Genomic DNA, 26,262 nt, shown 5'->3' on the forward strand with positions numbered 1-26,262 from the left:
AAATTTTTAATTCAAATACAATTTACTTTATTAACGTTTTCATCTTCTCGACAATATTAAAAGCTGCAGGACAAATGGCTACATTTTTTAATGTTAAATTAGATATTTGTTGAAACTTTTTTCTGTTGGTATGCGGGAATTCGGCACACGCTTTTGGACGTACATCATATATTGAACAATAATTATCAGCTCCTAAAAAAGTACAAGGTACAGATTGTAGGACGTAGTCATTGTCTTCGTCTAAACGCAAGTAACTATCAATAAATTGTTGTGGTTTTAGTCTAAAATGTTTTGCAATGCGTTGTATATCTTTATCAGTAAATAAAGGTCCAGTGGTTTTACAACAATTTGCACAAGTTAAACAGTCGGTTTGTTTAAACTCCTCTTCATGCAACTCTTGCATTAAATAATCTAATTGTTTTGGTGGCTTCTTTTTTAATTTGGTAAAAAAAGTTTTATTGTCCTTATGCTTATCTTTGGCAAGCTTTGGGAGATTATTTAAAAATGCTTCCATCGTACAAAAATACTATTTTTAAGACACTTTGACTAGACGCATTGTGATAATTAAATGACTATGAAAGACCTTTTTGGAACAGCATTATTAGATTACCAAAATGGTGATTACACAGAAGATTTAATAACCTCAACTAATATTTCTGGAGAGGATATATTACCTCTTCCTTATCTATTTAGAGGTTACAAAAACATGCCTAAATTAGAACAAAAAGCATTGCAGCTATCCAAAGGACACGTATTAGATGTTGGTTGTGGAGCAGGTAACCACAGTCTGTATTTGCAAGAAAAAGGTCTAACTGTAAAAGCTATTGACGTTTCTAAAGGCGCTATAGAAGTCTGTAAAATAAGAGGTGTAAGACGTGCTGAAATGATAGATGTATTAAAAGAAACCGAAACTTTTGACACCATTTTACTATTAATGAATGGTACTGGAATTTTTCAAAAACTACATCGTGTTACAACTTATTTGAAGCATTTAAAATCTTTATTAAATGAAGATGGGCAAATCCTTATAGATTCTAGTGATATACAATACATGTATGTTGATGAGGATGGTGGGTTTTGGCAAGATATGAATGCTAATTATTATGGCGAATTAGATTACTTTTTAAGCTATAAAGGTGAGGAGGAAGCACCTATGACATGGCTTTATCTTGATTTTAACACCTTACTCACCGCTTGTACTGCTGTAGGGCTAAAATGCGAAATGCTCGCGGAAGGCGAGCATTATGACTATTTAGCTAAACTTTATATTTAGATAGTATATCCTTTTTCTGATAGTTTTGCTATCATACTTTTATATAAATCGCCACTCCACATGATAGAAATATCACTCATTGAAGCATTCATCGAATCTTGAGAGCTTACAATTTTTTGTCCTGTTTCGCTTTGGTAAAATTCTTTTAAAATAATTTTATCACCTTCAGATAATGCTTCAGGTTTAAACATGTTTTGACCTGCTTTGGTAGCATATAAGGCATTCATGTTTTTAACATCTTGGTGCGTAAAATGTGCTCTGTAGGCACTTACAATCATTTGTGCTAATTCATCCATAGATTCTGGTTTGACTTTTTTAAGTTCTCTCCAGACTTCTGCAGGTACTTCTTGAGAAGCAAATTGCTCTTCTAACATAGTAAACATTTGATCTATAACTCCTTCATAGTAAGTCATAGTACCATTACTTTTAATGCACTTTTTTACATCTTCGCTGTACTCATCAACTTGTGCAAAGCTTAATGTTCCGATTGCTAAAAAGCATATTAATGTGAAAAATTTTTTCATTTTAGTCAGTTTGATTCGTTTAAAAAAGTGCAACTATTGTGCCACACCATTAATAAACGTTTGATTTACTTTAATATTTGGAATCTCTTTTTCATCGATTGTCATGATATCTTTATCTAAGATAATAAAATCGGCAAATTTACCGACTTCGATACTTCCTTTTTCTTGCTCTTCAAAGTTAGCATATGCAGCCCAAATAGTCATTCCTTTAAGGGTTTCTTCTCTTGTTAGTCCTTCTTCTTTATTAAATCCACCTTCAGGATATTGCTTAGTATCTTGTCTAGACACTGCTGCGTAAAAGGTTAAAAACGGACTTACTTGTTCCACTGGAAAATCTGTCCCTAGTGCTACTCTTCCGCTTTTTTCTAGTAAGGTTTTGTAAGCATAAGCCCCTTTTATTCTGTCTTTCCCTAAACGGTCTTCTGCCCAATACATATCGCTAGTAGCGTGTGTTGGCTGTATGGAAGGGATAATGTTTTCATTTTTAAAATAATCAAAATCATTATCTGTAATAACTTGTGCATGCTCTACTCTCCATCTACTGTTTGATTTTCCTTTTAAGGTTTTCTCATAGGTTTGAAGCACAAATCTGTTTGCAGAATCACCAATTGCATGTGTGTTCATTTGGTAACCTGCTTGAGATATTCGTTCCGCTAAATCTACATACTCTTGTGTACCAATAACTAAAGCACCAAAATGATTATGCTGGTCTGAATACTCTTGTTTTAAAGCTGCACCTCTTGAGCCTAAAGCACCATCTGCATAAACTTTTACAGATTGTACATTTAGCCTGTCTGTTTTTATTTTTCCTTTTGACAAATAATACTCTAAATTGTCTGTTCTATTACTAATCATAGCATACACACGCATGTCTAATTTACCTGCTTGTTGTAAGCTGTCGATCAATTCAATAACCTGTTTATCCAATCCAGCATCTGAAACCGTCGTTAAACCTAAATCAGTACAAATATTGTGTGCTTCCAACAAGGCATCAATCTGTTGCTGTTTGCTTGGTTCTGGGAAAATAGCTTCAACCAACTCCATAGGATTATCGATTAATATTCCTGTAAGTTCACCATTTTCTTTAAGGATTTCACCACCTTCTACAACTGTATTTTTATCAATCTTAGCTAGATCTAAAGCTGCTTGGTTACATAACATAGCGTGTCCATCTATTCTGGTTAATGCCACAGGAGTATCTGGATACAACTTATCTAACAATGCTTTATTAGGATAGGTTTTGTCTTCCCAATCGTTTTGATCCCAACCTCTACCAATTATAAAATTTGAAGGTCTTTTGTTATGAAAATCGATGACTGCTTTCATGACCTCATCAAAACTGGTGGTACCAACTAAATTAACACGCAACTGGTTTAATCCTAAGCCATAAAAATGACAGTGCGCATCTATAAATCCAGGTAAAATAGTCTGTCCTTTAGCATCTATAATATTGGCTGCTTGATATTTTTTTTGAATATCTGATGCTGTCCCAACCTCAACAAACTTTCCGTCTTTTATAGCAAAAGATTCCACAGTTTCAAACTGAGAATTTACAGTATAAATCGTTGCATTAGTAACAATAGTGTCGACTTCTGTTTTATTTGAAGTACAAGCAGTAAGTATTAAAAATAAAATGAGGAGTTGGTTGATTTTCATAAATTAAAATTTTGCGTAAATATAAGAATAAAAAAAGCCTCAAGTTGAGGCTTTTTTAAATTGTAATAGTCATCACTTTTATAGTATGAACATGAGAGTTTTAAAAATCAAACTTATAAGTTGCACCAGCTAAAAATTGAATACCTTGTACTGGTGTATTTTGCCATTTGGTATACTCTTCGCCGACAATATTATTGGCTTTTGCAAATACCGAAAAACGGTCGTTTATGTTGTAACCAACATGTGCATTAACATCAAAATAGCTATCAAGTGTAACTACTCCAAAAGTAGGCATCACTAAGCTTGGAACATTAAACTGATCTTTACGTTCTCCTACAAAGTATAAATTTGCTCCTGCAAACCAATGCTCATTAATTTGATAGTCTAAAAACACAGATGCTTTAATATCTGGAAGATTCCATGCTTCAGCTTCGTTTTTGACATCATAAGCAAAGTACTCTCCTTTGATACCAAGCGTAAAATTTCTGTTCACATCTACATTTAACTCTCCAGCAATACTAAAGGTTGTGACATCATCATAAGTTACTCCAAAAGAGTTTCCGTAAGTGTAAGGTTCAGAAGTTTGTGTGACGTCATTATTTACAAATAAAGGTTTGTTTTTTTCAGCTTTATAGTGTCCACTTACCGAATAGCTCATGGTATTAGATAACTTCCCTTTTAATCCTACAAAAGTGTTGTATTGTTGATCTGTTGGAGCCACTAATAAATTAGGAGATACAAACGGATTTTCTTGAGCAAAATCATAATACGAATGCTGAATCAAACCACCTTTTACACCTCCAAAAGCTATTAAAATCTCATCTACTAATCTATAACTAGCAGAGATGTTTGGGTAAATAAAGAATTTATTCTTGCTTGCTTCAGTATCGTTTAAATAAACCGCTTTTACACCTAAATCAACTGTTAAATCATCTTGTTTTAATTGAAATGTTGGTGCAACACCTACTTGAAAATTTCCGTAATTTAACTCAGTTGGAGATGCATAAGCTTTATCAAAGCTTCCGCCTAAATAATCTGTAAATATTTCTATATCTACATCGTAATCTTGAATATTAATAGTCCCTATTCCATTAGCCTTAAACCTATTTTCTCCAGAACCATAGTTATCTCCAAAACGTCTAAAAAAGACACTTCCAGAAGATAGGATAGCGTCTTCAAAAGTAATATCACCTCCAACATATCCATTGGTAAAGCTGTGACCAACGTCTAATGCGTCCGCAGTAGTTTGATCAAACAAAGGTTGCTGTAACCCATACCAATTGTAGGTTTGGTATTGAAAACCTCCTAAAACCGACCAACTATAATCACGGTTATTTTTACTGTAGGTTAAGTTTAGTTTTGAGTCTGAAAACCCATTGTCTGTCAATACATTTTCAATATCGCCTTGTGACGAATGATGACCAACGTACGCGCTAAAAATCTCATCTCTACCTATTGCATGGTTTAAATACACCTCACCCAAAATAGTTGTATAAGTTCCTACACCTAACGTCGCATAATTATCAAAAAGCTTTGCTTTTTTTGCCTTATCAACTACTGCAGCTTTTCCTTTTGCAGGCGTAAAGGTTGATGCTACCGGAAATGAAAAGATATTATATTTTACCTCCTTTTTTGTGGTGGTTTCGGTATCATCTAAAGTTGGAGTTTCCTTTACTTTGAACGCATCAGATATAGTTGGTGTATAAGGTTTTACAACATCTATAACTCCTGTTTGTATGGTATCGTTTTCTCTATCTTGGGCAAATGCAAAGACAGTGATTAACAACGAAACAATTAATAAGATGACTTGCTTTTTTTTATTAAACATAATTAATATTTATGAATGACAATTGTCGATTGATGATATTAGTCTTCAGTGATTACTGATGAATTTGTTTTGGCTTCTTCAGCTTTGATTTTATTTAATTCGGTTTGTGCTTCTGCCTTTACATCTTCAAAATTTGAAAAGTTTTTAATAACACTTTCTAAGATATAAGTAGCTTGAAACGCATCACCTAACGCATAAAAATTCTTAGCCATAACTATTAAGCCTTTTGCTCCATAGTATTTATAACCAGAATAATCTTTGGCTAATCGCTGAGTTACCTTGTTAGACTCGTTATACAAACCATCTTTATTTTTAAAGTACGCATTGTAGTATAAAGCTTCTGCTGCAGTTTCACCAGTTGCAAAAGTTTCTACTTGTGCATAAGCTGTTCTGGCTTTAGCTTCGTTGTTAGTTTTAATTGCGGAACGTGCAATAATAACATAGGCATCACTTCTAATTTTATTGTCCAAATTAGCGTTGCCAAGCACTTTTTCCGCGTAAGCGACTGCTTGATTATAATTATTTAATTGGTAGTTAGCTTGCATTAAATTAGATTGTGCAAACAAACTATTTTGCGGGAAGTTAGCTTCTACTTCTAAGCGCTGCAACGTTGGGATAGCTGCATTCCAATCTTTTTTATCCAATTGAATTTGCGCCAAACGCAACAAAGCTTCTTCAGAAAATTCGCTTTGCGATTGATTAACAACATAGGCATAGTGTGGTTCTGCATTAGCTTTTAAATCTTTTTTAAAGTATAGTTGCGCTAAATAAAAATGGGCTTGAGTAGCGTGTAACCCTTTAGGAAACTGGTTTAAGTATCCATTAAATTGTTTGATGGCATCATTAACATTTTCATCTAAATACTGTTTTTCTGCAGCTTCATATGTTGCATTGTCTAAATCGGCATCTGTAACTTCAACAAAATCTAGTGTTCTTACCCAAGCTGCATACTCGTCTACCTTACCTAAATCTATATAAATCAATCTTGCAGTAGCTACTGCTTGATTGGCCTCTGGAGTTCCTGGATAGTCTTTTGCTACCGATTTAAACGTGTTTAACGCTTGCTGGTTTTGACTTGCATTGTAATACACTAATCCTTGACGTAATTGTCCTTTGCTGGCAAATGGACTGTTACTATACTCTTTTTTAAGTTGGTTGTAAATAGCAATTGCTTTAGCATCTTGACCAGCCTTAACATAACTATTACCCAATGCATACATCGCATCGTCACGTAATTTTGATGTTGGATATTTAGTTATAAATTGCTCTAACTGACTAGTTTTACTATTCTCGTTTCCAATAAATCCATGACTCATTGCTTTCTGGAAAAACGCATAATCGTTTTCCATAGTACCTACTTGCATTGCTTTATCATAAGCCGAAATAGCTTCACCGTAACGACTGGAGACAAAATAACCATCTGCTAGACGCAAATACGCATCGTTTAATCTAACCTTGTCCGTTTGATTTTTTTGGATGTATTGGTTAAAATACGTTGTTGCTTGGTCATAGTTTTTTTGTTTAAAATACGCATAAGCAATATTGTATTCTAAATTCTGAAACTCGGTTGTAGCTGAAGCTTCACTTTGTTGAGCATACTGTTTAAAACCGATTAACGCATCCTCATAATTGGTTAAATTATAATCAGTTTCGGCTTTCCAAAATGTTGCTCTTGCGGTAAATTTTTGGTCTTGTTGTTCTTTTAATGATTTATCAAATAAATTTTCGGCTTCTTGATACTGATTATCGTTAAACAATTCCAATCCTCTGTAAAATGCTACTTTTTGATAAGCGACTTTACTTTCGTAGCTATTTTTATTTTTTAATAATTCTAAAGCTTCCTTATAGTTTTTTGAAGTGATGTAAGAATCTATTAAAAGTGTTTCTATCTCTTCTTTATATTGCGTATCAGGATACTTTTCTAAATAACCCGTTAATACTTGTGGTACCGATTGGTAAGCATTACCAATCTCGTAACTAATTTTGGCATAATTTAACCACGCGTCCTCTTGGATTTTTAAATCATAATCCATTTGTGAAGCGTTTCTAAACGCGTTTAAAGCCTCTTGCTTTTTGCCTACATTCACGTAGCTTTCTCCTAAATGGTAATATGCATTTTGTGCCACACTATTATCTGCGCTTACTATTTTATTAAACTCAGATATGGCTTTGTCATAATCTTTTTGCTTGTAATAGGCATACCCTAATTGATAGTAATCGGTGTTGCTCCACTTACCTTTTCTTCCTTTATATTCGGTTAAATACGGAATAGCTTCGCTATATTGTTCTAGGTTGAAATAACTTTCACCTATAATCTTATTTAATTCAGATACTTCATCTCTATCGCTAGTAGGCAGTTTTTCTTTGGCTAGCTCGATAGCTTTTTCAAATTTTCCTAATTTGAAATTTAAATCGGCTTGATAATAACTTAGTTTTTCTTTATATTTTTCTTCATCACTGACTTGCTCAAAGTATTTATTAGCTCCATCGTAATCATCACCTTCATAAGACATAAATCCTAGATAATATTTCGCTTGTGATCCATATTTTTGAGAGGTTTCTACACGTGTTAAATACTTTTTGGCATCCTTATAATTTTTAGTAATAAACGAAGCGTAACCATTATTAAAATTATAGGTTTCTCTATCTGCTTTAGATAATGCATTATCATCTACTTTGGCATACCATTTTTGAGCATACGCATATTTACCATTGGTAAAATAATAGTCTGCAACGTCTAAAAAAGCTGTATTACGCTTAGTGCTTGTTGGATAGTTTTCTACAAAACGTTCCATTAACACATCTGCGTTTTGCTGATTTAATCTAATAGCTGCATTGGCAATATAAAAGGCACAATTGCTCTGAATGTTTTCATCATCAGATGCTTTTTTTATTTGAGTAAATAAGTTTTGGGCTGCTAAATACTGCTGGCTATTATACAATTGCAATGCTTTTTGATAATCGCCCAAACTACTAGTGTAAACTGCAGATTCTTGTGCAAGTAACTGAAAACAAAACGCTATGGATATTAAAAATGTAAGTTGCTTTTTTACTAACATTGACATTATTTTTTAATTCAAAATCAAAGATAAATTAATCTATAGGTCTAACGTTAGAATTAGTCAATAATTATAAACGGAGTTATTAAAAATAAAAAATCTAGTACAACTAAAGTTGTTTTAAGCCCTATTTAATAAACAAAAGTTGCCTTAAAAATAATAGAGTTTCCGTTTTCTGTTTATGACATTAATTGTTTACTTTGTGAAGCGCAATTTAATAGCATTAAATCGCGTTGTTTCAGCTAAAAATAAATTTATTTTATGTCAAATACTGTTTTAGAATTAAAAGACGCCTCTATATTTCAAGGTGATAGCCTAGTACTATCTGACGTTAATTTAGAGGTTAATAAAGGTGATTTTGTGTATTTAATTGGTAAAACAGGTTCTGGAAAAAGTAGTTTTATGAAAACACTTTATGGTGATTTAAAGTTGACAAAAGGTGAAGGTCATATTGTTGATTTTGATTTACCAACTTTAAAAGAAAAAGATATTCCGTTTTTACGTAGGAAGCTAGGTATTGTATTTCAAGATTTTAAACTGCTTACCGATAGAACGATAAACGACAATTTATTATTTGTACTGAAAGCTACAGGTTGGAAAGACAAAGCAAAAATGAATGAACGTGTTGCTTCTGTTTTAAAAAAAGTAGCTATGGAAACTAAAGGTTTTAAATTTCCACATGAATTATCTGGTGGAGAGCAACAACGTATTGCCATAGCACGTGCTTTATTAAATGATCCTGAATTAATCTTAGCTGATGAACCTACTGGTAACTTAGATCCTCAGACTAGCATTGAGGTTATGGAAGTACTACAGGATATTAATAAAAATGGTAATACTATTTTAATGGCAACTCATGATTATGCTTTACTATTAAAGTATCCAAGCAAAACTTTAAAATGTGATGACAATAAGGTTTTTGAGGTTGTACAACGTAAAACCAATTAAACTATGCTATCTGTTTTAATACCGACTTACAATTACGATGTCACCAAGTTGGTATCTGCCTTACATAAGCAATTAATAGCGTCTACAATTGCTTTTGAAATCATTATTTTTGATGATGGCTCTAAAACAGAAATAGCCAAAGAAAACCAAAAGCTTAACACACTAAACTTTGTTACTTTTAAAGTAAACCCTGAAAATGTGGGCTTAAGTAACAACAGGAATCTGTTAGCCAATACCGCTTCATACAATTATATACTTTTTATTGATGGTGATTCCTTAGTAATTGATCCAGATTATATTAGTAATTATCTTGAAGCAATAACTGCAGAAACTGCTATAATTTATGGTGGACGTATTCATCCAAAACAAGTTTCTAAACAAAGAAAATTACGTTGGAAATACGGTACACATCGGGAAGATTTGACTGCCAAACAAAGAGAGCAAAACCCATACAAACGCATGTTTTGTAATAATACATTAATGACTAAAGCTATCTTTAACACCATTGGTTTTGAAAAAACGTTAACCCAATATGGTCATGAGGACACTTTATTTGCTTATAAAGCCAGTCAATTACAAACTAAGGTGTTACATATTGATAATCCTATTTTACATGGTGATGTCGATTTTAGTTCTGTGTTTTTAAAAAAGACAAAAAACGGATTGCAGAATTTAGATTATATCTATAATTCAAATTTGATTGACTATCATTTTATTCCGTTTTTAGTATACTTTACTAAGCTAAAACAGTGGAAACTTAATTATATCTTAGCAGCTAGTTATTATCTGATTAGTCCTTTAATAAAACTAAATTTGACTTCCAAACGACCTTCTCTATTTTTATTTGATTTGTTTAGAATTAGCTACTTTTGTCATATCAACTTAAAAACATGAGCTGTTTCTTCTCTGTAGTCATTCCGCTTTATAATAAAGAAAAATACATTTTAAACACCTTAACATCTGTTTTAAATCAGACGTTTCAAGATTTTGAAATCATTATCATTGATGATGGTTCAACAGATGACAGTGTAGAGATTATTGAGACTATAGTTGACCACAGAATTACCTTAATTAAACAACCTAATCAAGGCGCCTCAATTGCTAGAAATAATGCGATTAAGGCTTCAAAAAGTCAGTACATCGCTACTCTTGATGCAGATGATATTTGGGAAAACAATCACTTACAAGCACTTAAAGCGTGTATAGAAAGTATTGAAAACGCTGTTTTATATTGTACTAATTATAAAATAAAAAGACTTGGTGGATTGATTACTCCTGCTGCATTTAATTTTGATTATCAAGATCATTGCTTGATTATTCAAGATTTTTTTAAAGCTAACACCATTAATTTTATACCTACATCGTCTTCAGTTGCCTTTAAAAAAGAAGATTTTTTAAAACTCAATGGTTATAACACAAATTTAAGAACAGGTCAAGATATTGATTTATGGATTAAATTTGGACTACTAGGCAAAGTAGCTTTTAATCCTAAAATCACAATGACTTATAACCTATATGACACTTTAAGTTTATCCAATAGTACATTTAATGACGATAGGTATCTACTAATAAATAATTACAAAACTGAAGAGTATGATAACCCCTCTTTAAAGCATTATTTGGATATTAACAGATATGCATTGGCTATTAGATACAAGCTAAATAATGATGAGTATAACTTTAAAAAAATAAAAGGAGAAATTGATTATAGCAATCTAAACAGCAAACAAAAACTACTGTTAAAGCTACCAAAAACTGTTTTGAATATTCTTAAGAACATTCAGCACTTTTTAATTAAAAACAATATTTATTTATCGGCTTTTAAATAGCTTGAATGCATTATAATCTCTAATATAATCGGCTTCGTCATAAACCTCTGAAGCTAAAACTAAACAGACAGCTCCAGAAGAAAAATTTTCCAGTTCTCTCCAAATACCAGGAACAATTAATAATCCTTTATTTGGCTTATTTAGCGTTACCGAATTTATATTAGTACCATCTTTTAAAATAACATCAAAACTTCCACTTAAAGGTATCAGAAACTGGTATAACGCTTTGTGTGCATGACCACCTCTGTAAGCATCACTTGGTACGTCATACAAATAGTACACTCGCTTAATATCGAAGGGTACAATATCCTTCTCTACTACAGATAAATTACCTCTTCCTTCTGGGTCTTTGATTTTTGGAATTTCAATTATTTTAATCACTTATGTACATTTTAGCGTGTTTCTAAACCTTCTTTTAACAATTGCTTATATCTTGAAATACCTGAGCGTCCTACTTTAAATTTGGGTAAAAACAATTTTGCTTTTAACTGTTTTAATTGTATTAATAAATACAATTGTTTTATTAATCTAAAATAAGCCAAACTACCTGAATATTTATAAAATAAAGCAGCTCTAGCATAAATTAAAGTGTCACTAGCCGAATCTTGACCAGAACTAAAGGCTGGATGAGACAAGATAATTTTGGGTTGAAAATACAACTTTAAATTACTTTTTAAAGCATTACGCAAAAACACATATTCATTTGCTGTTTTAAATTCGGCTCCCAAACCAAAATTAGGATTAAACTCTACTAGCTGATTAATTAAACTGTCTCGATTAAAAGTAATTACAACAGAATTGACCGTAAAAATGCTTTTTTTATCATGTATAACAGTAGGTTTATAATCTCTAAACTCATTACCATCAAAATCTGTCATTTTGAAAGTTACAATATCTGCATCAGTATATTTTTGATACGCTTCTAAGATAATATTGCTTAAATTATTTACATAAATCACATCATCATCTGCAACTAAACAGATTTTACCTATAGCATGTTTAATTGCTAGATTTCGACTATTAGGCAGTCCTCTTTCAAAAGAATTTACAACTCTTATATTATCATGAGATGATTCTAAGAGTTTATCTGGAGTCGTTTGATTAATAATTAATATGTGATAATCCTCTAATTGTAGGTTTTGAAACATTGGTTTTAAAAACGATAGTGATGTTCTATGCATCGTTGACACCAAAATTTCAAAATCAACATCTTTTTTCGAGGATTTACTCATTTAATTTATCTTTGAAACAAATGTAATCATTTTATGAAAATTTTATTGGTTGGCGAGTATAGCAGACTTCATAATTCCTTAAAAGAAGGATTAGTTACTTTAGGACATGACGTTTTGTTAGTTGGAACAGCTGATGGGTTTAAAAATTTTAATGTGGACATTAACTACGAAGCCACTTTTTTTACCAGACCAAGCATAAATTGGTTAGTAAAAGCAATACTAAAACTTACCACTATTAATCTTATAAAACTTGAATATGCTTACCGTTTTAATAAAATATTGAAATCTTTAAAAGGATTTGATGTTGTACAATTAATTAATCAAAATAGTATTAAAACGCATCCTTTTATTGAGAAAAGATTATTAAACAAGTTAATTAGTCAAAATAAAAAAACTTTTTTGTTGGCTTGTGGTACAGACTATGTTAGCGTGCAATACGCCTTAGATAAGAAATTTAAATATTCAATACTGACACCCTATTTTAATAATGCTGATTTAAAAAAATACTATAACCATATTTTAAAAAAAACATCTTCAGCCAATCAAAAGTTATTCGCTTTTTTACAGAATAATACCAATGGAATTATATCTAGCGATCTAGATTACCACCTACCATACAATAATAAAAAAGGCTATTTGGGTATGATACCTAACCCAATTATAATTAATAATAATGATTTGACTCCTACAAAAAATGAATCAAAAATTGTTATATTTCATGGTATAAATACTTCAAATTATATAAAAAAAGGTAACGATATTTTTGATAAGGCATTAGATACTATTTCAAAAAAATATCCAGATACAGTAGACGTTGTTAGGACAGAAAATGTACCATATACTGATTATATAACATCATACAATAGTTGTCATATATTAATGGACCAAATATATGCTTATGATCAAGGTTACAATGCTTTAGAAGCTATGTCTAAGGGTAAAGTAGTATTTACAGGTGCAGAAAAAGAATGGCTAGACTATTACAATCTAGAAGAAGATACAGTCGCAATACATGCACTTCCAAGTGTAGATTATCTTGTTGAAAAATTAGATTGGTTAATTAATAATCCTGACCAAATAGAGCGTATTTCTAAACATGCAATAGCGTTTATTAAAACTCATCATCATTATAAAAAGATTGCAAAACAGTATCTAGATACTTGGAACAAAGCGTAATTATTCTTCTTCAATTCTATCTGGTATAACACCAAATAAAGACGAGTAAAAGATCAATAAAATGATGGCATAATACATGACATAAGTTGCGAAGTGTGCCATATTTGCTCCAACTACTCCAAACTCGTCAATTAAAAATTTACTAGTAAAATATAGAGTAACTACAGAGAACGCTTCTGTAATTATATAATGCCAGAACATGCGCTTAGCTAAAAATTGATAAGCAATAACTATAGACAGTACTTTTATAAAATCGCCTAATAATTGCCAAATAAATAATTCTTCAACTGGTTTAAACTCGTCAGTAAATACCATTTGTATTATTACGTGTCTCAAAAAATAAACTGCAATTAATCCTAAAGCAAAAATTGGAATAATAGTTTTATAAAAGCTAAAGACTTCTTTTCTAAAATCTTTAATATTATCAATTTCAGAAAATCTTGGAAGGATATACATGGTTAATAATGTACTTACAAAAAGTAAATAGTACTTGGACACTCGGTTCATCGCTTCCCAAAATCCAGCTTCTTTTAAACCAACATTATCAATAATATAACTTCTAATCAATATAGCAACAAAAGGTAAAATGATTGCAGAAAATAATGCCATACCAGAATAAGAGCTCAACTTTTTTGCAAAATTGAAACTAAAATTGCTGGCTTTAATTAAAGGTATAAAGTTTTTACGGTTAATAATACCAACTAAAGTGATTAAAAATATCAAAGATTCGGCTATAACTACAGCAATTAATGCTCCATCAATTTGTTCTAACCATATTAGTAATATAGTTATAACAGCACCTAAAATTTGACCGAAAATATTAAAAATGATTAGGTACTTATACTTAGCAAAACCATTCATTATGGAAAATGCTAACATATTTAAAGCATAAAATGGTAGTGCTATTGCAAAAATTTTAATAACGTAAGCGTAGTTATTGTATTCTTTAAAAATTAAATCGTTAATATAGTCTGCTTTAAAATACACCAAAAAGCTCATTAGCATAGTCGCAATAAAGCCTAAGTAAAATACTGTAGAAATGGTTTTACTTAGCTCTAAGGTGTTATTTTTAAACTGTGCTATATATTTTACAACACCTTTGTACAATCCTAAAATAGATATGGCTTGAATAGACCCAACAAAGTTTCTTAGATTTCCTACTAAAGCCATTCCTTCTGACCCAACAAAAAGTGCAATAAATTTTGACGTTAAAAATCCAGCAATAATTTTAATGATTACAGACACAGAATTAAGTGAAGCAACCTTTACTAAAACATTATTATTTATGTACGCTAAAACTCGTTTCAATTAGTAATTATTCAGTTTATCAATTACTGTATCTACCTCTAAATTAGTCATTATCGGACTAATTGGTAAACTCACGCAAGTTTCGTGAATTTTTTCTGTTATTGGAAATTTTAAGTGGTTAATTCGATAAAGCGCTTGCTGTTTATGTGGTGGAGTTGGATAGTGTATTGCAGTTTCTATATTATTTACTTTTAAATATTCAATAAAAGACTTTCTGTTTTCTACCAAAACCACAAACAAATGAAACACATGATTTTGTGATCCGTCATAATATGGAAGTTTTATTTTTTGGTTTTTAATTTCAGAAATATAACGTTTTGCAATGGTCTGTCTAGCTTTGTTGTCCTGATCCAAAGACTTTAATTTTATATTTAAAAACAATGCTTGCAGTTCATCCAATCTATTATTTACGCCTAAAATTTCATTTTGATATTTGGTTGTGGTTCCATAATTTCTGAGTTTTGAAACGACTTCTGCTAAACTAGAATTGTTAGTCGTTATTGCTCCAGCATCACCTAAAGCACCTAAATTTTTTGCAGGATAAAAACTAAACGCTGCTGCATCTGCTAAACTACCTGCACTTCCTATTTGATTTTTAGCACCATGTGCTTGTGCAGCATCTTCTACGATTATTAAATTATGTAATTTGGCTAATTCTGTTATGGATTGCATATCACATAGTTGTCCATATAAATGAACGACTAAAATGGCTTTAGTCTTATCAGTAATATGATGTTTGATAGTTGTGGCTTCGATATTGAAGGTATCTGGATTTGGCTCAATTAAAACTGGTGTCAATCCAGCTTCAATAATGGCTAAAGTTGAAGCAATAAAAGTATGAGCAGGCACAATAACCTCATCCCCTTTTTTTAATACACCTAACTCTATATAGCCTTTAAAAATTAAAACCAAAGCATCAAAACCATTACTTACACCAACGCAGTGTTTTGTACCACAATAATCTGCATAATTAGCTTCAAAAGTTTTTACTCCTTCGCCAAGTATATATTGTCCATTATTTAGAAACGAAGAAAATTCTGCATTAAATTCGTTCTCAAAACGAGCATTTATTTTTTTTAAGTCTAAAAACTTAATCATATAAAAACTGAATTTAACTTATTAAAATTCTTAGTGTCTACTGAATAAAAATCTTGAATAATTGTTCGTGCTCCAAAACCTTCTTTCCAGTATTGCAGTCCATGATTGACTTTTTTACCCTCGTTTTCATTAGACGTTCCAAAATCAAAATACGGTTTGTCTTTAAAAATATTAGTTAGTAAATGATGGTGCAAAAAGTCTAAACTTCCTAGTTCATTTTTATTGTTATTTCCTGATATATATTGGGAATGCGCCACATGTTTAGTTTCAAATATCGTTGTACCAGCAACAATCTTATCATCTTTATAAACATTAAATTGTCTAATCTGAGAGTTAAAATTTTGTTTAAGTGTCGTTATTTCTGTTAAACTATGGACTGGACTTGTATTGTGTTTAGTATTGAGGTTAGGTATCAAAATTAAATTCCAAAACTCATCAAATTGTCCTACTTCCTTGACGACTAAGTTTTGTTTCACTCCTCGTTTATAACCTTCTACTCTATCTTTAGACAACTTGATTTTTTGACTCATGTTGACAACAGATAAAGCATCTCTTCTATGTAGTTTAGCCTCTACTAAAAACATTAAATAGTTAAGCTCTTCATTAGGAATTTTGGTATAAATAGAAGGTAATATTTTTAAGTTTAACAGCTTAATTTCCTGTTGGTGTAAATATTGTAAAATAGCTTTAAATATATCTAAAACAACTTTAAACTTTAACTTTTCAGAATAAATCAGCCCTCCATAAGTTAGTCCTTGATGCGAGTGTAAAGTAGCTTCAGTTATATTGGCTGGTAACACTGCAATTAATTTTTCATCTTGAAATACTAGTAACGAGTGGTCTGTAAATCGGTCTTTATGGTAATCCATAAAATCTCGATAAAACAAAAAGGTTGCATTTTTAGCTTGAGCTATAAAACTATCCCAAAGCGCTTTGTTTTTACTAGTATATGTGGTTATTAAAAATATAACAAATGGTGTTAGTTATCAAGGCTTGAAAGTACTAATTTTTCTTTAATAACAAGTAATAAAAATGAATACAGCCTTTTATAGGCTAGTTGTTTGTATAAAAAAAGAGAAACACTGTTTAGTATTTCTCTTTTTATGAAAGTAATAGTTTAAACTATTAGATAATTTTATTTCTTTTACGTTCTACTTCAGTTAAAAATACTTTACGTAAACGTAAGTGGTTAGGTGTAACTTCAACATATTCATCTTTTTGAATATATTCTAAAGCTTCTTCTAACGAAAACTTAATTGCAGGCACAATTTTAGCTTTATCATCTGCTCCACTACTACGTACGTTACTTAACTTTTTAGTTTTAGTAACATTAACCACCATATCGTCACCACGAGAATTTTCTCCAATCACTTGACCTTCGTAAATATCTTCTCCTGGATCAACAAAAAACTTACCTCTATCTTGTAATTTATCGATAGAATAAGGTATTGCTTGCCCTTTTTCCATAGACACTAACGATCCGTTTTGACGTTCAGGAATACCACCTTTTAATGGTTGATACTCTTTAAAACGGTGTGCCATAATAGCTTCACCAGCTGTTGCAGTTAATAATTGATTACGTAATCCAATAATACCTCTTGACGGAATTAAAAACTCGCATACCATACGCTCGCCTTTAGCTTCCATACTTAACATTTCTCCTTTACGCATCGTTACCATCTCTACAGCTTTACCTGATACGTGCTCTGGTAAATCTATAGTCATTTCTTCTACTGGTTCGCATTTAACACCATCAATCTCCTTAATAATAACTTGTGGTTGTCCAATTTGTAACTCGTAACCTTCACGACGCATAGTTTCTATTAACACCGATAAGTGTAATACACCACGTCCAAAAACCATAAATTTATCTGCACTATCTGTTTCTTCAACACGAAGTGCTAAGTTTTTTTCAAGCTCTTTATTTAGTCTTTCTTTAATATGTCTAGACGTTACAAACTTACCATCTTTACCAAAGAAAGGCGAGTCGTTAATAGTAAATAACATACTCATTGTTGGCTCGTCAATAGCTATAGTTTTTAATCCTTCAGGATTTTCAAAATCGGCAACTGTATCTCCAATATCAAATCCTTCTAAACCTACTATTGCACAAATATCTCCAGTCTGAACTTGATCTACTTTAATACGACCTAGACCTTCAAAAACGTGTAATTCTTTAATTCTATTTTTAACAATCTTACCATCTCTTTTAACCAAAGAAATTTGCTGTCCTACTTTTAATTCACCACGAGTTAAACGTCCAATTGCAATACGACCTGTAAACGACGAAAAGTCTAAAGATGTGATTAACATTTGTGTGTTTCCTTCAGGAATTTTTGGTGCAGGTATATGCTCGATAACCATATCCAATAATGGTTCGATATTTTCGGTTGGCTTTTGCCAATCGTCGCTCATCCAATTGTTTTTTGCAGAACCGTAAACTGTTGGGAAGTCTAACTGCCACTCTTCTGCTCCTAATTCAAACATTAAATCAAACACTTTTTCATGTACTTCTTCTGGAGTACAGTTTTCTTTGTCAACTTTATTAACTACCACACAAGGTTTTAACCCTAAATCGATTGCTTTTTGTAATACAAATCGTGTTTGTGGCATTGGACCTTCAAAAGCATCTACTAATAACAAAACACCGTCTGCCATATTCAATACACGCTCTACTTCTCCTCCAAAATCGGCGTGACCAGGTGTATCAATAATATTGATTTTTGTGTCTTTATAAATAACCGATACGTTTTTAGAAGTAATTGTAATTCCTCTTTCACGCTCTAAATCGTTATTATCTAAGATTAGATCTCCTGTGTTTTCGTTTTCACGAAATAATTGACAGTGATACATAATTTTATCAACCAAAGTCGTTTTCCCGTGGTCAACGTGTGCAATAATTGCAATGTTTTTAATATTAGCCATAATAGTGCCTTATTTTAAGCGTGCAAAGGTACTCAATTTTTATCGATTTAAAGGGTTTTATCATTTATTTGATGATTTCAATTTATAATCTTGTAACGTTTTTAACTTATCATACACAGATAGTTATCCTTACAAGAGAAAAATTAATGGTTAATTGACCAATTAATTTCTATAAAAACAATATATGTTTAGATTTGTATCTGTGACTTAATCAATAATATAAAAAACATCATTTTTCATGAAAAAAATCATCTACCTACTAACCATTGCCATTTTGTTTGCCAGTTGTGGCACTAAAAGTGAAGAAGCAAAATTTATCCCTAAACATGCTATTGGTGTCATGTATGTTAATGTTAAATCACTTTCAGAAAAAAGTGAAGGACTGGACTTTAAAGACTTAAAGGTTAATAGCTTAATGGAAGACAAAGCACCTAAAGAACTTAAAGACTTTATGAGTGAATTTATGACGTCTGAAAACATAAATAAAACCTTTAGAAAAGAATATATCCTAGGATTTATGACTTACAAAAGGCTTACTGGTGTTGGTGGACTAATTTTACCAATTAATAACGCAGAATCATTTGAAGCTTTTATACAACCTATGATTGATAAAATGCCAAGATTAGAAAAAGAAACTAACGTAGGAAAAGATGATGCTTTTACTGTGTATTCTAACCGAGAGCTAGCAATTGGATGGAACAATAAAACTGCACTTTTGATAGGAGCTAATAATTATGCTGGCGCAGAATTAAAAGACTTAACAACATTAGACGCTTCTGAAACTGTGTTAACCACAAAATATTTTAACGACTTTTTTGATAAAGGTCAAGATATGGGTGTGCATATTACATCAACTCCACTAGGAGATGCTTTTGATGGTTTGTTAAGTATGTTTGCTGGTTTAGACGTTAATTTAGAGGATAATAATATAGCCTATTATGGTAGTTTTGAAAAGGACCATATCCATACTGAAACTAAATTAAAATTAAATAAAGATATTAAGTCTTTAAGTGGTTATAAAGATTGGATGAGTACAGATTATAACAGAGACATGTTAGACGTTTTACCAAAAGACGCTTTGTTAGTTGGAAAACTATCTATTAATTTAGAAAATTTACACGAGCATTTTTATGACTTAAGAGACAACAAAACGCTACCAATGGAAGCTAGAGAAGAGCTGAAAAAAAGCTTAAAACGAATGGATAGAGACTTTAACAAAGAATTTAATATGGACACTAAAACATTTGCCAAAATCTTTGATGGATCTGCACTTTTTGCTTTAACAGAAGGTCAAACAGTAAAAGACTCAGTATACAGTTATAATTATTATACAGACGAAGAAGAATACAAAATAGTCGAGAAAAAAATGCCTAACATGTTTGGTGCAATTGGCGTTAAAGACAAAGCTAAATTTGACAGACTTTTTAATAAAATTAAAGATCTTGGTGCACCAATACAAGAGATTAGCACCAACTATTATGAGGTAGATCGTAACACATTTATGGTCATATCAGATAGTTTTGTGTTTTTTACAAATCATGCTAATAGTGCAGACGAGGTTAAAAATAATGGAAAATTAGCCACTAACCTTTCAGACTTTGAACACAAAGATAAATTGTCACACTCCATTTATTTATACACTAAAGGTAATATCACCAATATTGCTCAAGATTTTACAAATATGTATAATCCATATGGTAGAAATAATTTTTACAGAGTAGATGCAATGGATGAACTAACCGAAATAAGTGGTAAGTTATATGAAAAATACTTTGGAGAAAACCACTATTTTATTGATGCAGATGGAGCCGAATCTTTTACCTACACTAAAGGTGACAAAAACTCTTTAATCCAAACGATTCTTTATGGTGATGAAATGGCTAAAACTATGAGCGAATTAGAAGATAAAACTGAGGATGTTAAAATTGAAGACTTAATAGAAGAAACCATTATAGAATCTACCAAAACAAAATAAGTTAAGTGCAAATACACATTAAATCTATTGTTCCAGATTTTTTTACTCCAGCTTCGTCAGAAGTCTGGAGTAAAAATTTTGAATTAGATACTGACTCTAGTTATTTAATTCAGGCAGTTTCCGGTAGTGGTAAAAGTTCTTTTTTTAATTTTTTATATGGTTTAAATAATCGGTATTCTGGAACCATTTTATTTGACAACAATTCCATATCTACTTTTTCTGAATGCGATTGGACTAACATTAGAAAACATCAAATCTCCATTGTTTTTCAAGGCTTACGACTGTTTCCTGAATTAACTGCTTTTGAAAATATTCAACTAAAAAATGGGTTAACCAATCATAAATCTAAACCAGACATTTTAGAGATGATGTCACGTTTAGATATTGATCAATTAGCCGATAAAAAAGCTGAAACGTTATCTTACGGTCAGCAACAACGTGTTGCAATTATCAGAGCATTATGTCAACCTTTTGAGTTGTTGTTGCTAGACGAACCGTTTAGTCATATTGATAATACTCAAATAGACAACGCCATAGCATTAATTAATCAAGAGGTCACAAAGAATAACGCTACTTTAGTTATTGCCAGTTTGGGCGACACTTATAATATCAATTATACAAAAACATTCATGCTATGATTGATACACTGTTAAAAAAACAAGTCCATAAATCTCAATTATTATTTTTTGCGTTAAGTTCTAGCTTAGGCTTAGGAATTTTATTGGTTGTTATTCAATTATTTATAGACACACAATCTATTTTTAATTCTAAAAACGACTTATTAGGTAATCAAAACCTAATTATTTACAAAGATTTAGGTAGAAATAATGCTTTTACAGATGCAGAAATTACAGAACTCGAACAGCAAGACTTTATCACAAAAACTGGTGGTTTTACCCATGGTACATATCGCGTATTAGCTAGTGTTACATTCCCTAATCATGCAGGAATTACTACTGAAATGTTTTTGGAAGCAGTCTCTGACCAGTTTATTGATATTACTAATAAAGACTGGAAATGGCAACCAGGTGACCGAGAAGTCCCTATAATAATTCCAAAAAACTACATTAATTTATACAATTTTGGATATGCTACCAGTTCTGGATTACCACAGATTAACGAGAAAATAATTAGGCAAGTTCCAATTGACTTAACCCTTAGCGGAACGCACAAAACTGAAAACTTTAGAGCTTATATTTTAGATGCGTCAGAAAACATTAATTCGATATTAGTTCCAGAATCTTTTTTAAAATTTACTAATAAGAATTTAAGCCCAAATAAAACTGCTAAAATATCGAGATTAATACTGGATGTCAAAAATCCTTCTGATCCTAAATTATTAGAATTTTTAGCCTCTAAAAATTACAAATACCTCTCAAACGATGTTAAAAATTCTAAACTAAGTTATGTGTTAAAATTAATATTAAGTATTGTCCTTTTTATTGGTTTACTTATTACTATTCTTTCAATGTATTTAGTCATTACCAATATTAACTTGCTTATTTTAAAGAATAAACAAACTATTACGCAGCTTCATTTTTTAGGATTTTCTAAATCAGATATCGCAAAAGTTTATCATGCAATAGCATTAAAAGTGTTAGCCATTTCAATTATTGTTGCTTTAGCTATAAGCATTATATTAAAGTTTGTTTTTGCACCTTATTTAAGTATACTTCAAGTAGAGCATTCTTTACTATCCATTGTGTATTTGGTTATTATTAGTATAATTATTTTTATCGCATTGGCTCTTTATTATCGTAAACATACCAACGCTAAAATTGGTCAGATGACACAACCAAACACCAGTCTTTTAACTACTGAAATTTAAACTATCTTTGCACCACAAATCATTTTAATTATGACGCTTCAAGACATTCCTAAAATAAAACATACTAACAGTAATAACTTCTTTTTACTTTGTGGTCCTTGCGCAATTGAAGGTGAAGACATGGCTTACAGAATTGCTGAGAAAGTTGTTTCAATTACTAATAAGCTTGATATACCTTATATTTTTAAAGGGAGTTTTAAAAAAGCTAACAGAAGTAGAATTGATAGTTTTACAGGAATAGGAGACGAAAAAGCTTTAGAGATTTTAGCAAAAGTCTCTGAGAAATTTGATGTCCCAACTGTTACAGATATCCATGAAGTTAGTGATGCTGCTAAAGCTGCTCAATATGTGGATGTATTACAAATACCAGCGTTTTTGGTAAGACAAACGGACTTGGTTGTTGCTGCTGCAAAAACAGGTAAAGTAGTTAACCTTAAAAAAGGACAATTTATGAGTCCTGAAGCTATGAAACATGCGGTACAAAAAGTAAAAGATGCAGGAAGCAACAAAGCATGGATTACCGATCGTGGAACCATGTTTGGCTACCAAGATATGATTGTAGATTTTAGAGGCATACCAACTATGCGTCAATATGCGCCAACAGTGTTAGACGTGACACACTCGTTACAACAACCCAACCAGAGTGCTGGTGTTACTGGTGGACGTCCAGATATGATAGAAACTATCGCTCGTGCTGGAATTGTAAATAACGTCGATGGTTTATTTATCGAAACACATTTTGATCCTGCTAATGCAAAAAGTGATGGTGCCAATATGCTTCATTTAGATAATCTTGAAGGTTTATTGACTAACTTAACTGCAATTAGAAAGTTAGTACAATCGTTTTAAGTTGAAACAACTAATTATAATTTTATATGTCTTAATGTCTGGGTTTGCTTTTTCTCAAAGTGGAGAAACCAGCTCTTTTAAAGAATCTAAATCTCTTGATGTTGTGTTCTCTCCTAGTGTATTGATTCAAAAAGAAGTTTTTGTAGATGCAAATATCGGAATAGGAGAAGTCTCTACATCTTTTCCTGAAAAAATGTTTCCAATTGTTGGCTTTCAAGGTTTTAGGATTGGGCTAGAAACCAATTTAAAAGCTAACGAAGATTTTATAATTGCTCCAAAATTAGGTTATGAATTTTCCATTACTTTTTTTTCTTTAAGGCTTTCAGCACTTAATTATTTTCAGAATAATCAATCAGAATTTAGACTTCTTCCAGAACTAGGAATTAGTCTTGGAGGTTTAGTAAATGTAACTTATGGATATGGAATTGGTTTTGGACAATCTATAAACGGAATCTCAAACCATAGATTATCATTAAGTTTCAATTTAAATAAAAGATTGTGGAATGCTGTAATTTATGGCTCAGACTCAAATTAATTCAACAAAATAATTATTATAAAAATAATCTGTTTGAATAAACCTATAGTCAAATTTTCTTTTTAGGCTTTAAAATTAATTTAAAAGGATTGGTATTTATTTCTAATTGCCTTTTGATAACATAAATAATAACTTCATCATCAATATCTTCTAAAGAAAAATACCTTAGTGAGGTAACAGATTTGCGGTTTGTGGTCACAAAATGTGATCTATAATCTTTTAATCGCTCACCATGCCAAAAAGCTAAATCGACATAGTCTTTAGATTGGTTTAAATAACAAATAGGAATCCCATTCCAGTAATAGAATGGGATTTTCCATTTGTATAATAATTCTGCTTCAGGAACAATTGCTTCAATAACCATTTGTAATTCTAACAAAATAGAACGAAACGGTTCTGGCTGCTTTAATATGTATTGTTCTGCAGGATTCAACTCTTACAGGATACGCAATAAACTTAAAATACCTATTACTAGCAATGCTATACCTATGATAGCTTTAAATGGCATCAATTTATCTGATATTTTTCTTAAAGTATCCTCCAATGCTGGTACTTTTCCAAACACATGAGTTAGCAATAATAAACCACCAATAATACTCACTATATTAAATATTAAACCATCCCAAAACTCTAAAATTGCTAAAACAATTAAGGCACCACCTATTACGGTTTGAAAAGGTGCCAAAACACCTGCTATTTTATTAAAAAAGTTGCTTTCGCCATCCCATTTATCTAATGTTGCTAAACCAAGCAATACACCACCAGAAATATTTGCAATGTCTAAAAGTAATTCTGTTAAATCCATAATTTTGTTTTTTAGTTAATTAGTTGAATTTAAAATTAGTAAAAAAAAGTAAGTAATCTTCAAATTTGTTAAAAATAGAATAAGATTTATTTGTAAAATCTGGCTTTTTAAATTAAGACACTTTTAACTTGTGTATTAAATAAAAATAAACTTACTTTGTTTTTCAAAGTACTTTATCATGAGCAACGAAGATTATTTAAAAGACATTAACGAGATTAAAAACTTAATGAATAAGTCGTCTCGTTTTATTTCACTAAGTGGTTTATCAGGAATTTTAGCAGGTATTTATGCCTTAATTGGCGCTGCAATTACCTATTACTTAGTTACGGAATATAGTTATGGAACACTAAAACTTGATGGCTGGATATTTGAAACAGTACTATTTATACTTTTTATGGTTGCTACATTAAGTATTATAACTGGAATCTTTTTAACGACCAAAAAAGCTAAAAAAAATGGTGAAAAAATTTGGGATAACTCCTCTAAAAGATTACTTATTAATTTTTTAATTCCTTTAGTAGCAGGCGGTTTGTATACCATTATTATATTAAGTCAAGGAAAATATGGACAAACAGGTGGCTTAATGCTTATATTTTATGGCTTGGCATTAGTTAACGCTTCCAAATATAGTATTGGTGACATCAAATATTTGGGTTACACCGAAATTATTCTAGGTTTGATAGCTGCTATATATCCAGGATACGGATTCTGGCTTTGGGTATTAGGCTTTGGAGTAATGCATATTGTTTATGGAACATTTATGCATTTTAAGTATGATAAAATCAAATAAAAATGTCTAAAAAAACAGTACTATACATAGTCATAATAGTCATGATTATTTTAAGCATACCTTTAATAGCCATGCAATTTACCAATACAGTAAATTGGTCAGTCTTTGATTTTTTAGTTGCTGGAGTTTTATTAGTTAGTTTAGGTTTAATAGCCACCTACTTAGCAAAAACAATAAAAAATCCAAATATTAAAATAGTAATAATTATAGTATTAATAGTTTTGTTCCTATTAATTTGGGCAGAATTAGCAGTAGGGATTTTTAATTCACCTTTTGCTGGAAGTTAAAATTAAATGAGCATAATAAATAACATAAATAAAGTTTTTGATCACAGGATTAGATTGGGCATCATGTCTGTTTTAATGGTCAATGAGTATGCCGATTTTAAAACACTAAAAGAACTTTTAGGTGCTACAGATGGTAATTTAGCTAGTCACACTAAAGCATTAGAAAAAGCAGAATATATTAAAATTGAAAAACAATTTATAGATCGTAAACCCAACACAAGATATTTTGCAACCAAATTAGGACAAGCCGAATTTAAAAAACACATCAACGCACTTGAAAAATTAATTAATAAACAATAGATTTTTTTTAACTTTTTACTTTGTATTTCAAAGTACT

Annotated in this window: 26 protein-coding genes; 13 read left to right on the plus strand and 13 right to left on the minus strand. The window is 31.0% G+C overall.

All coding sequences use genetic code 11. The annotated features are described in order from the left end of the window. Positions 1-22: 22 nt before the first annotated feature. Entirely contained in the window at positions 23-514 is a 492-nt protein-coding gene (locus Ollyesu_RS01650; RefSeq protein ID WP_279302071.1) for a YkgJ family cysteine cluster protein, read from the minus strand. Between the two features lie 60 nt (positions 515-574). On the opposite strand from Ollyesu_RS01650, the gene Ollyesu_RS01655 reads away from it, so the two are divergent. Further along, positions 575-1,273 carry a class I SAM-dependent methyltransferase gene (locus Ollyesu_RS01655; protein WP_279302072.1) on the plus strand — a complete coding sequence of 233 codons (699 nt, stop codon included), beginning with the start codon at positions 575-577 and terminating at the stop codon, positions 1,271-1,273. On the opposite strand, the gene Ollyesu_RS01660 is transcribed toward Ollyesu_RS01655, so the two are convergent. From Ollyesu_RS01660 to Ollyesu_RS01675, 4 genes are all read right to left on the minus strand, one after another. Beyond that, positions 1,270-1,797, minus strand: a complete 528-nt coding sequence (locus Ollyesu_RS01660) for a DUF2059 domain-containing protein (protein WP_279302073.1) — start codon at positions 1,795-1,797, stop codon at positions 1,270-1,272. The two genes, Ollyesu_RS01655 and Ollyesu_RS01660, sit on opposite strands and share 4 nt — an antisense overlap. Before the next feature lie 33 nt (positions 1,798-1,830). Continuing rightward, positions 1,831-3,453 (minus strand): amidohydrolase, encoded by a 1,623-nt coding sequence (locus Ollyesu_RS01665; RefSeq protein ID WP_279302074.1) that lies wholly within the window; start codon positions 3,451-3,453, stop codon positions 1,831-1,833. A 100-nt stretch (positions 3,454-3,553) separates the two neighbouring features. After that, complete coding sequence (locus Ollyesu_RS01670) at positions 3,554-5,281, minus strand: TonB-dependent receptor (protein ID WP_279302075.1); 1,728 nt, start codon at positions 5,279-5,281, stop codon at positions 3,554-3,556. Between the two features lie 38 nt (positions 5,282-5,319). Then, positions 5,320-8,340, minus strand: coding sequence for a tetratricopeptide repeat protein (locus Ollyesu_RS01675; protein ID WP_279302076.1), 3,021 nt, complete (start codon positions 8,338-8,340; stop codon positions 5,320-5,322). 261 nt (positions 8,341-8,601) lie between these two features. Between Ollyesu_RS01675 and Ollyesu_RS01680 the strand changes: the two genes are divergently transcribed. From Ollyesu_RS01680 to Ollyesu_RS01690, 3 genes are read left to right on the plus strand one after another with little or no spacing between them, the layout of a single operon-like run. Further along, positions 8,602-9,288 (plus strand): ATP-binding cassette domain-containing protein, encoded by a 687-nt coding sequence (locus tag Ollyesu_RS01680; protein ID WP_279302077.1) that lies wholly within the window; start codon positions 8,602-8,604, stop codon positions 9,286-9,288. Between the two features lie 3 nt (positions 9,289-9,291). Further along, positions 9,292-10,182, plus strand: a complete 891-nt coding sequence (locus Ollyesu_RS01685) for a glycosyltransferase family 2 protein (RefSeq protein ID WP_279302078.1) — start codon at positions 9,292-9,294, stop codon at positions 10,180-10,182. After that, a complete protein-coding gene (locus Ollyesu_RS01690; RefSeq protein WP_279302079.1) occupies positions 10,179-11,117 on the plus strand; it encodes a glycosyltransferase family 2 protein in 939 nt (312 codons plus the stop codon). The genes Ollyesu_RS01685 and Ollyesu_RS01690 overlap by 4 nt, the downstream gene beginning before the upstream one ends. Here the strand turns inward: Ollyesu_RS01690 and Ollyesu_RS01695 are convergent. After that, positions 11,100-11,498 (minus strand): FdtA/QdtA family cupin domain-containing protein, encoded by a 399-nt coding sequence (locus Ollyesu_RS01695; RefSeq protein ID WP_279302080.1) that lies wholly within the window; start codon positions 11,496-11,498, stop codon positions 11,100-11,102. The two genes, Ollyesu_RS01690 and Ollyesu_RS01695, sit on opposite strands and share 18 nt — an antisense overlap. An 11-nt stretch (positions 11,499-11,509) precedes the next feature. Continuing rightward, positions 11,510-12,349 (minus strand): glycosyltransferase family 2 protein, encoded by an 840-nt coding sequence (locus Ollyesu_RS01700; protein ID WP_279302081.1) that lies wholly within the window; start codon positions 12,347-12,349, stop codon positions 11,510-11,512. Positions 12,350-12,382: 33 nt separating this feature from the next. Here Ollyesu_RS01700 and Ollyesu_RS01705 point away from each other — a divergent pair, with 33 nt between their 5' ends. Continuing rightward, entirely contained in the window at positions 12,383-13,525 is a 1,143-nt protein-coding gene (locus Ollyesu_RS01705; RefSeq protein ID WP_279302082.1) for a glycosyltransferase, read from the plus strand. On the opposite strand, the gene Ollyesu_RS01710 is transcribed toward Ollyesu_RS01705, so the two are convergent. The 4 genes from Ollyesu_RS01710 to typA form a co-directional block, all read right to left on the minus strand. Beyond that, the gene (locus tag Ollyesu_RS01710) at positions 13,526-14,833 is read right to left on the minus strand and encodes an O-antigen translocase (RefSeq protein WP_279302083.1); all 1,308 of its coding nucleotides are present in this window, start codon (positions 14,831-14,833) and stop codon (positions 13,526-13,528) included. Next, the gene (locus Ollyesu_RS01715; protein ID WP_279302084.1) at positions 14,834-15,931 is read right to left on the minus strand and encodes a DegT/DnrJ/EryC1/StrS family aminotransferase; all 1,098 of its coding nucleotides are present in this window, start codon (positions 15,929-15,931) and stop codon (positions 14,834-14,836) included. Next, entirely contained in the window at positions 15,928-16,800 is an 873-nt protein-coding gene (locus Ollyesu_RS01720; protein ID WP_279302085.1) for a GNAT family N-acetyltransferase, read from the minus strand. The genes Ollyesu_RS01715 and Ollyesu_RS01720 overlap by 4 nt, the downstream gene beginning before the upstream one ends. 256 nt (positions 16,801-17,056) lie before the next feature. Continuing rightward, entirely contained in the window at positions 17,057-18,856 is a 1,800-nt protein-coding gene (typA, locus tag Ollyesu_RS01725) for a translational GTPase TypA (RefSeq protein ID WP_279302086.1), read from the minus strand. A gap of 238 nt (positions 18,857-19,094) precedes the next feature. Between typA and Ollyesu_RS01730 the strand changes: the two genes are divergently transcribed. The 5 genes from Ollyesu_RS01730 to Ollyesu_RS01750 are packed head-to-tail and all read left to right on the plus strand — an operon-like array spanning position 19,095 to position 24,043. Beyond that, on the plus strand, positions 19,095-20,831 hold the full coding sequence (locus Ollyesu_RS01730; protein WP_279302087.1) for a DUF4836 family protein: 1,737 nt from the start codon (positions 19,095-19,097) through the stop codon (positions 20,829-20,831). Between the two features lie 5 nt (positions 20,832-20,836). Next, positions 20,837-21,469 carry an ATP-binding cassette domain-containing protein gene (locus tag Ollyesu_RS01735; protein WP_279302088.1) on the plus strand — a complete coding sequence of 211 codons (633 nt, stop codon included), beginning with the start codon at positions 20,837-20,839 and terminating at the stop codon, positions 21,467-21,469. Next, on the plus strand, positions 21,466-22,659 hold the full coding sequence (locus Ollyesu_RS01740; protein WP_279302089.1) for a hypothetical protein: 1,194 nt from the start codon (positions 21,466-21,468) through the stop codon (positions 22,657-22,659). The genes Ollyesu_RS01735 and Ollyesu_RS01740 overlap by 4 nt, the downstream gene beginning before the upstream one ends. A 30-nt stretch (positions 22,660-22,689) precedes the next feature. Beyond that, entirely contained in the window at positions 22,690-23,508 is an 819-nt protein-coding gene (gene kdsA / locus Ollyesu_RS01745; protein WP_279302090.1) for a 3-deoxy-8-phosphooctulonate synthase, read from the plus strand. 1 nt (position 23,509) lies between these two features. Further along, positions 23,510-24,043 carry a hypothetical protein gene (locus Ollyesu_RS01750; RefSeq protein WP_279302091.1) on the plus strand — a complete coding sequence of 178 codons (534 nt, stop codon included), beginning with the start codon at positions 23,510-23,512 and terminating at the stop codon, positions 24,041-24,043. A gap of 49 nt (positions 24,044-24,092) precedes the next feature. Here Ollyesu_RS01750 and Ollyesu_RS01755 read toward each other — a convergent pair whose 3' ends face one another. Next, positions 24,093-24,476 carry a DUF1801 domain-containing protein gene (locus Ollyesu_RS01755; protein ID WP_279302092.1) on the minus strand — a complete coding sequence of 128 codons (384 nt, stop codon included), beginning with the start codon at positions 24,474-24,476 and terminating at the stop codon, positions 24,093-24,095. 3 nt (positions 24,477-24,479) lie between these two features. Further along, positions 24,480-24,848: a hypothetical protein gene (locus Ollyesu_RS01760; RefSeq protein WP_279302093.1), complete on the minus strand. Its 369-nt coding sequence runs from the start codon at positions 24,846-24,848 to the stop codon at positions 24,480-24,482. Positions 24,849-25,026: 178 nt separating this feature from the next. On the opposite strand from Ollyesu_RS01760, the gene Ollyesu_RS01765 reads away from it, so the two are divergent. Genes Ollyesu_RS01765 through Ollyesu_RS01775 form a run of 3 tightly spaced genes read left to right on the plus strand, consistent with a single transcriptional unit; the run spans position 25,027 to position 26,225 of the window. Then, the gene (locus tag Ollyesu_RS01765; RefSeq protein ID WP_279302094.1) at positions 25,027-25,638 is read left to right on the plus strand and encodes a hypothetical protein; all 612 of its coding nucleotides are present in this window, start codon (positions 25,027-25,029) and stop codon (positions 25,636-25,638) included. Between the two features lie 2 nt (positions 25,639-25,640). Beyond that, positions 25,641-25,925 (plus strand): hypothetical protein, encoded by a 285-nt coding sequence (locus tag Ollyesu_RS01770; RefSeq protein WP_279302095.1) that lies wholly within the window; start codon positions 25,641-25,643, stop codon positions 25,923-25,925. A 6-nt stretch (positions 25,926-25,931) separates the two neighbouring features. Then, positions 25,932-26,225, plus strand: coding sequence for a transcriptional regulator (locus tag Ollyesu_RS01775; protein ID WP_279302096.1), 294 nt, complete (start codon positions 25,932-25,934; stop codon positions 26,223-26,225). Positions 26,226-26,262 lie beyond the last annotated feature (37 nt).

The organism is Olleya sp. YS (genome assembly GCF_029760915.1).
In the GTDB taxonomy this organism is placed as follows: domain Bacteria; phylum Bacteroidota; class Bacteroidia; order Flavobacteriales; family Flavobacteriaceae; genus Olleya.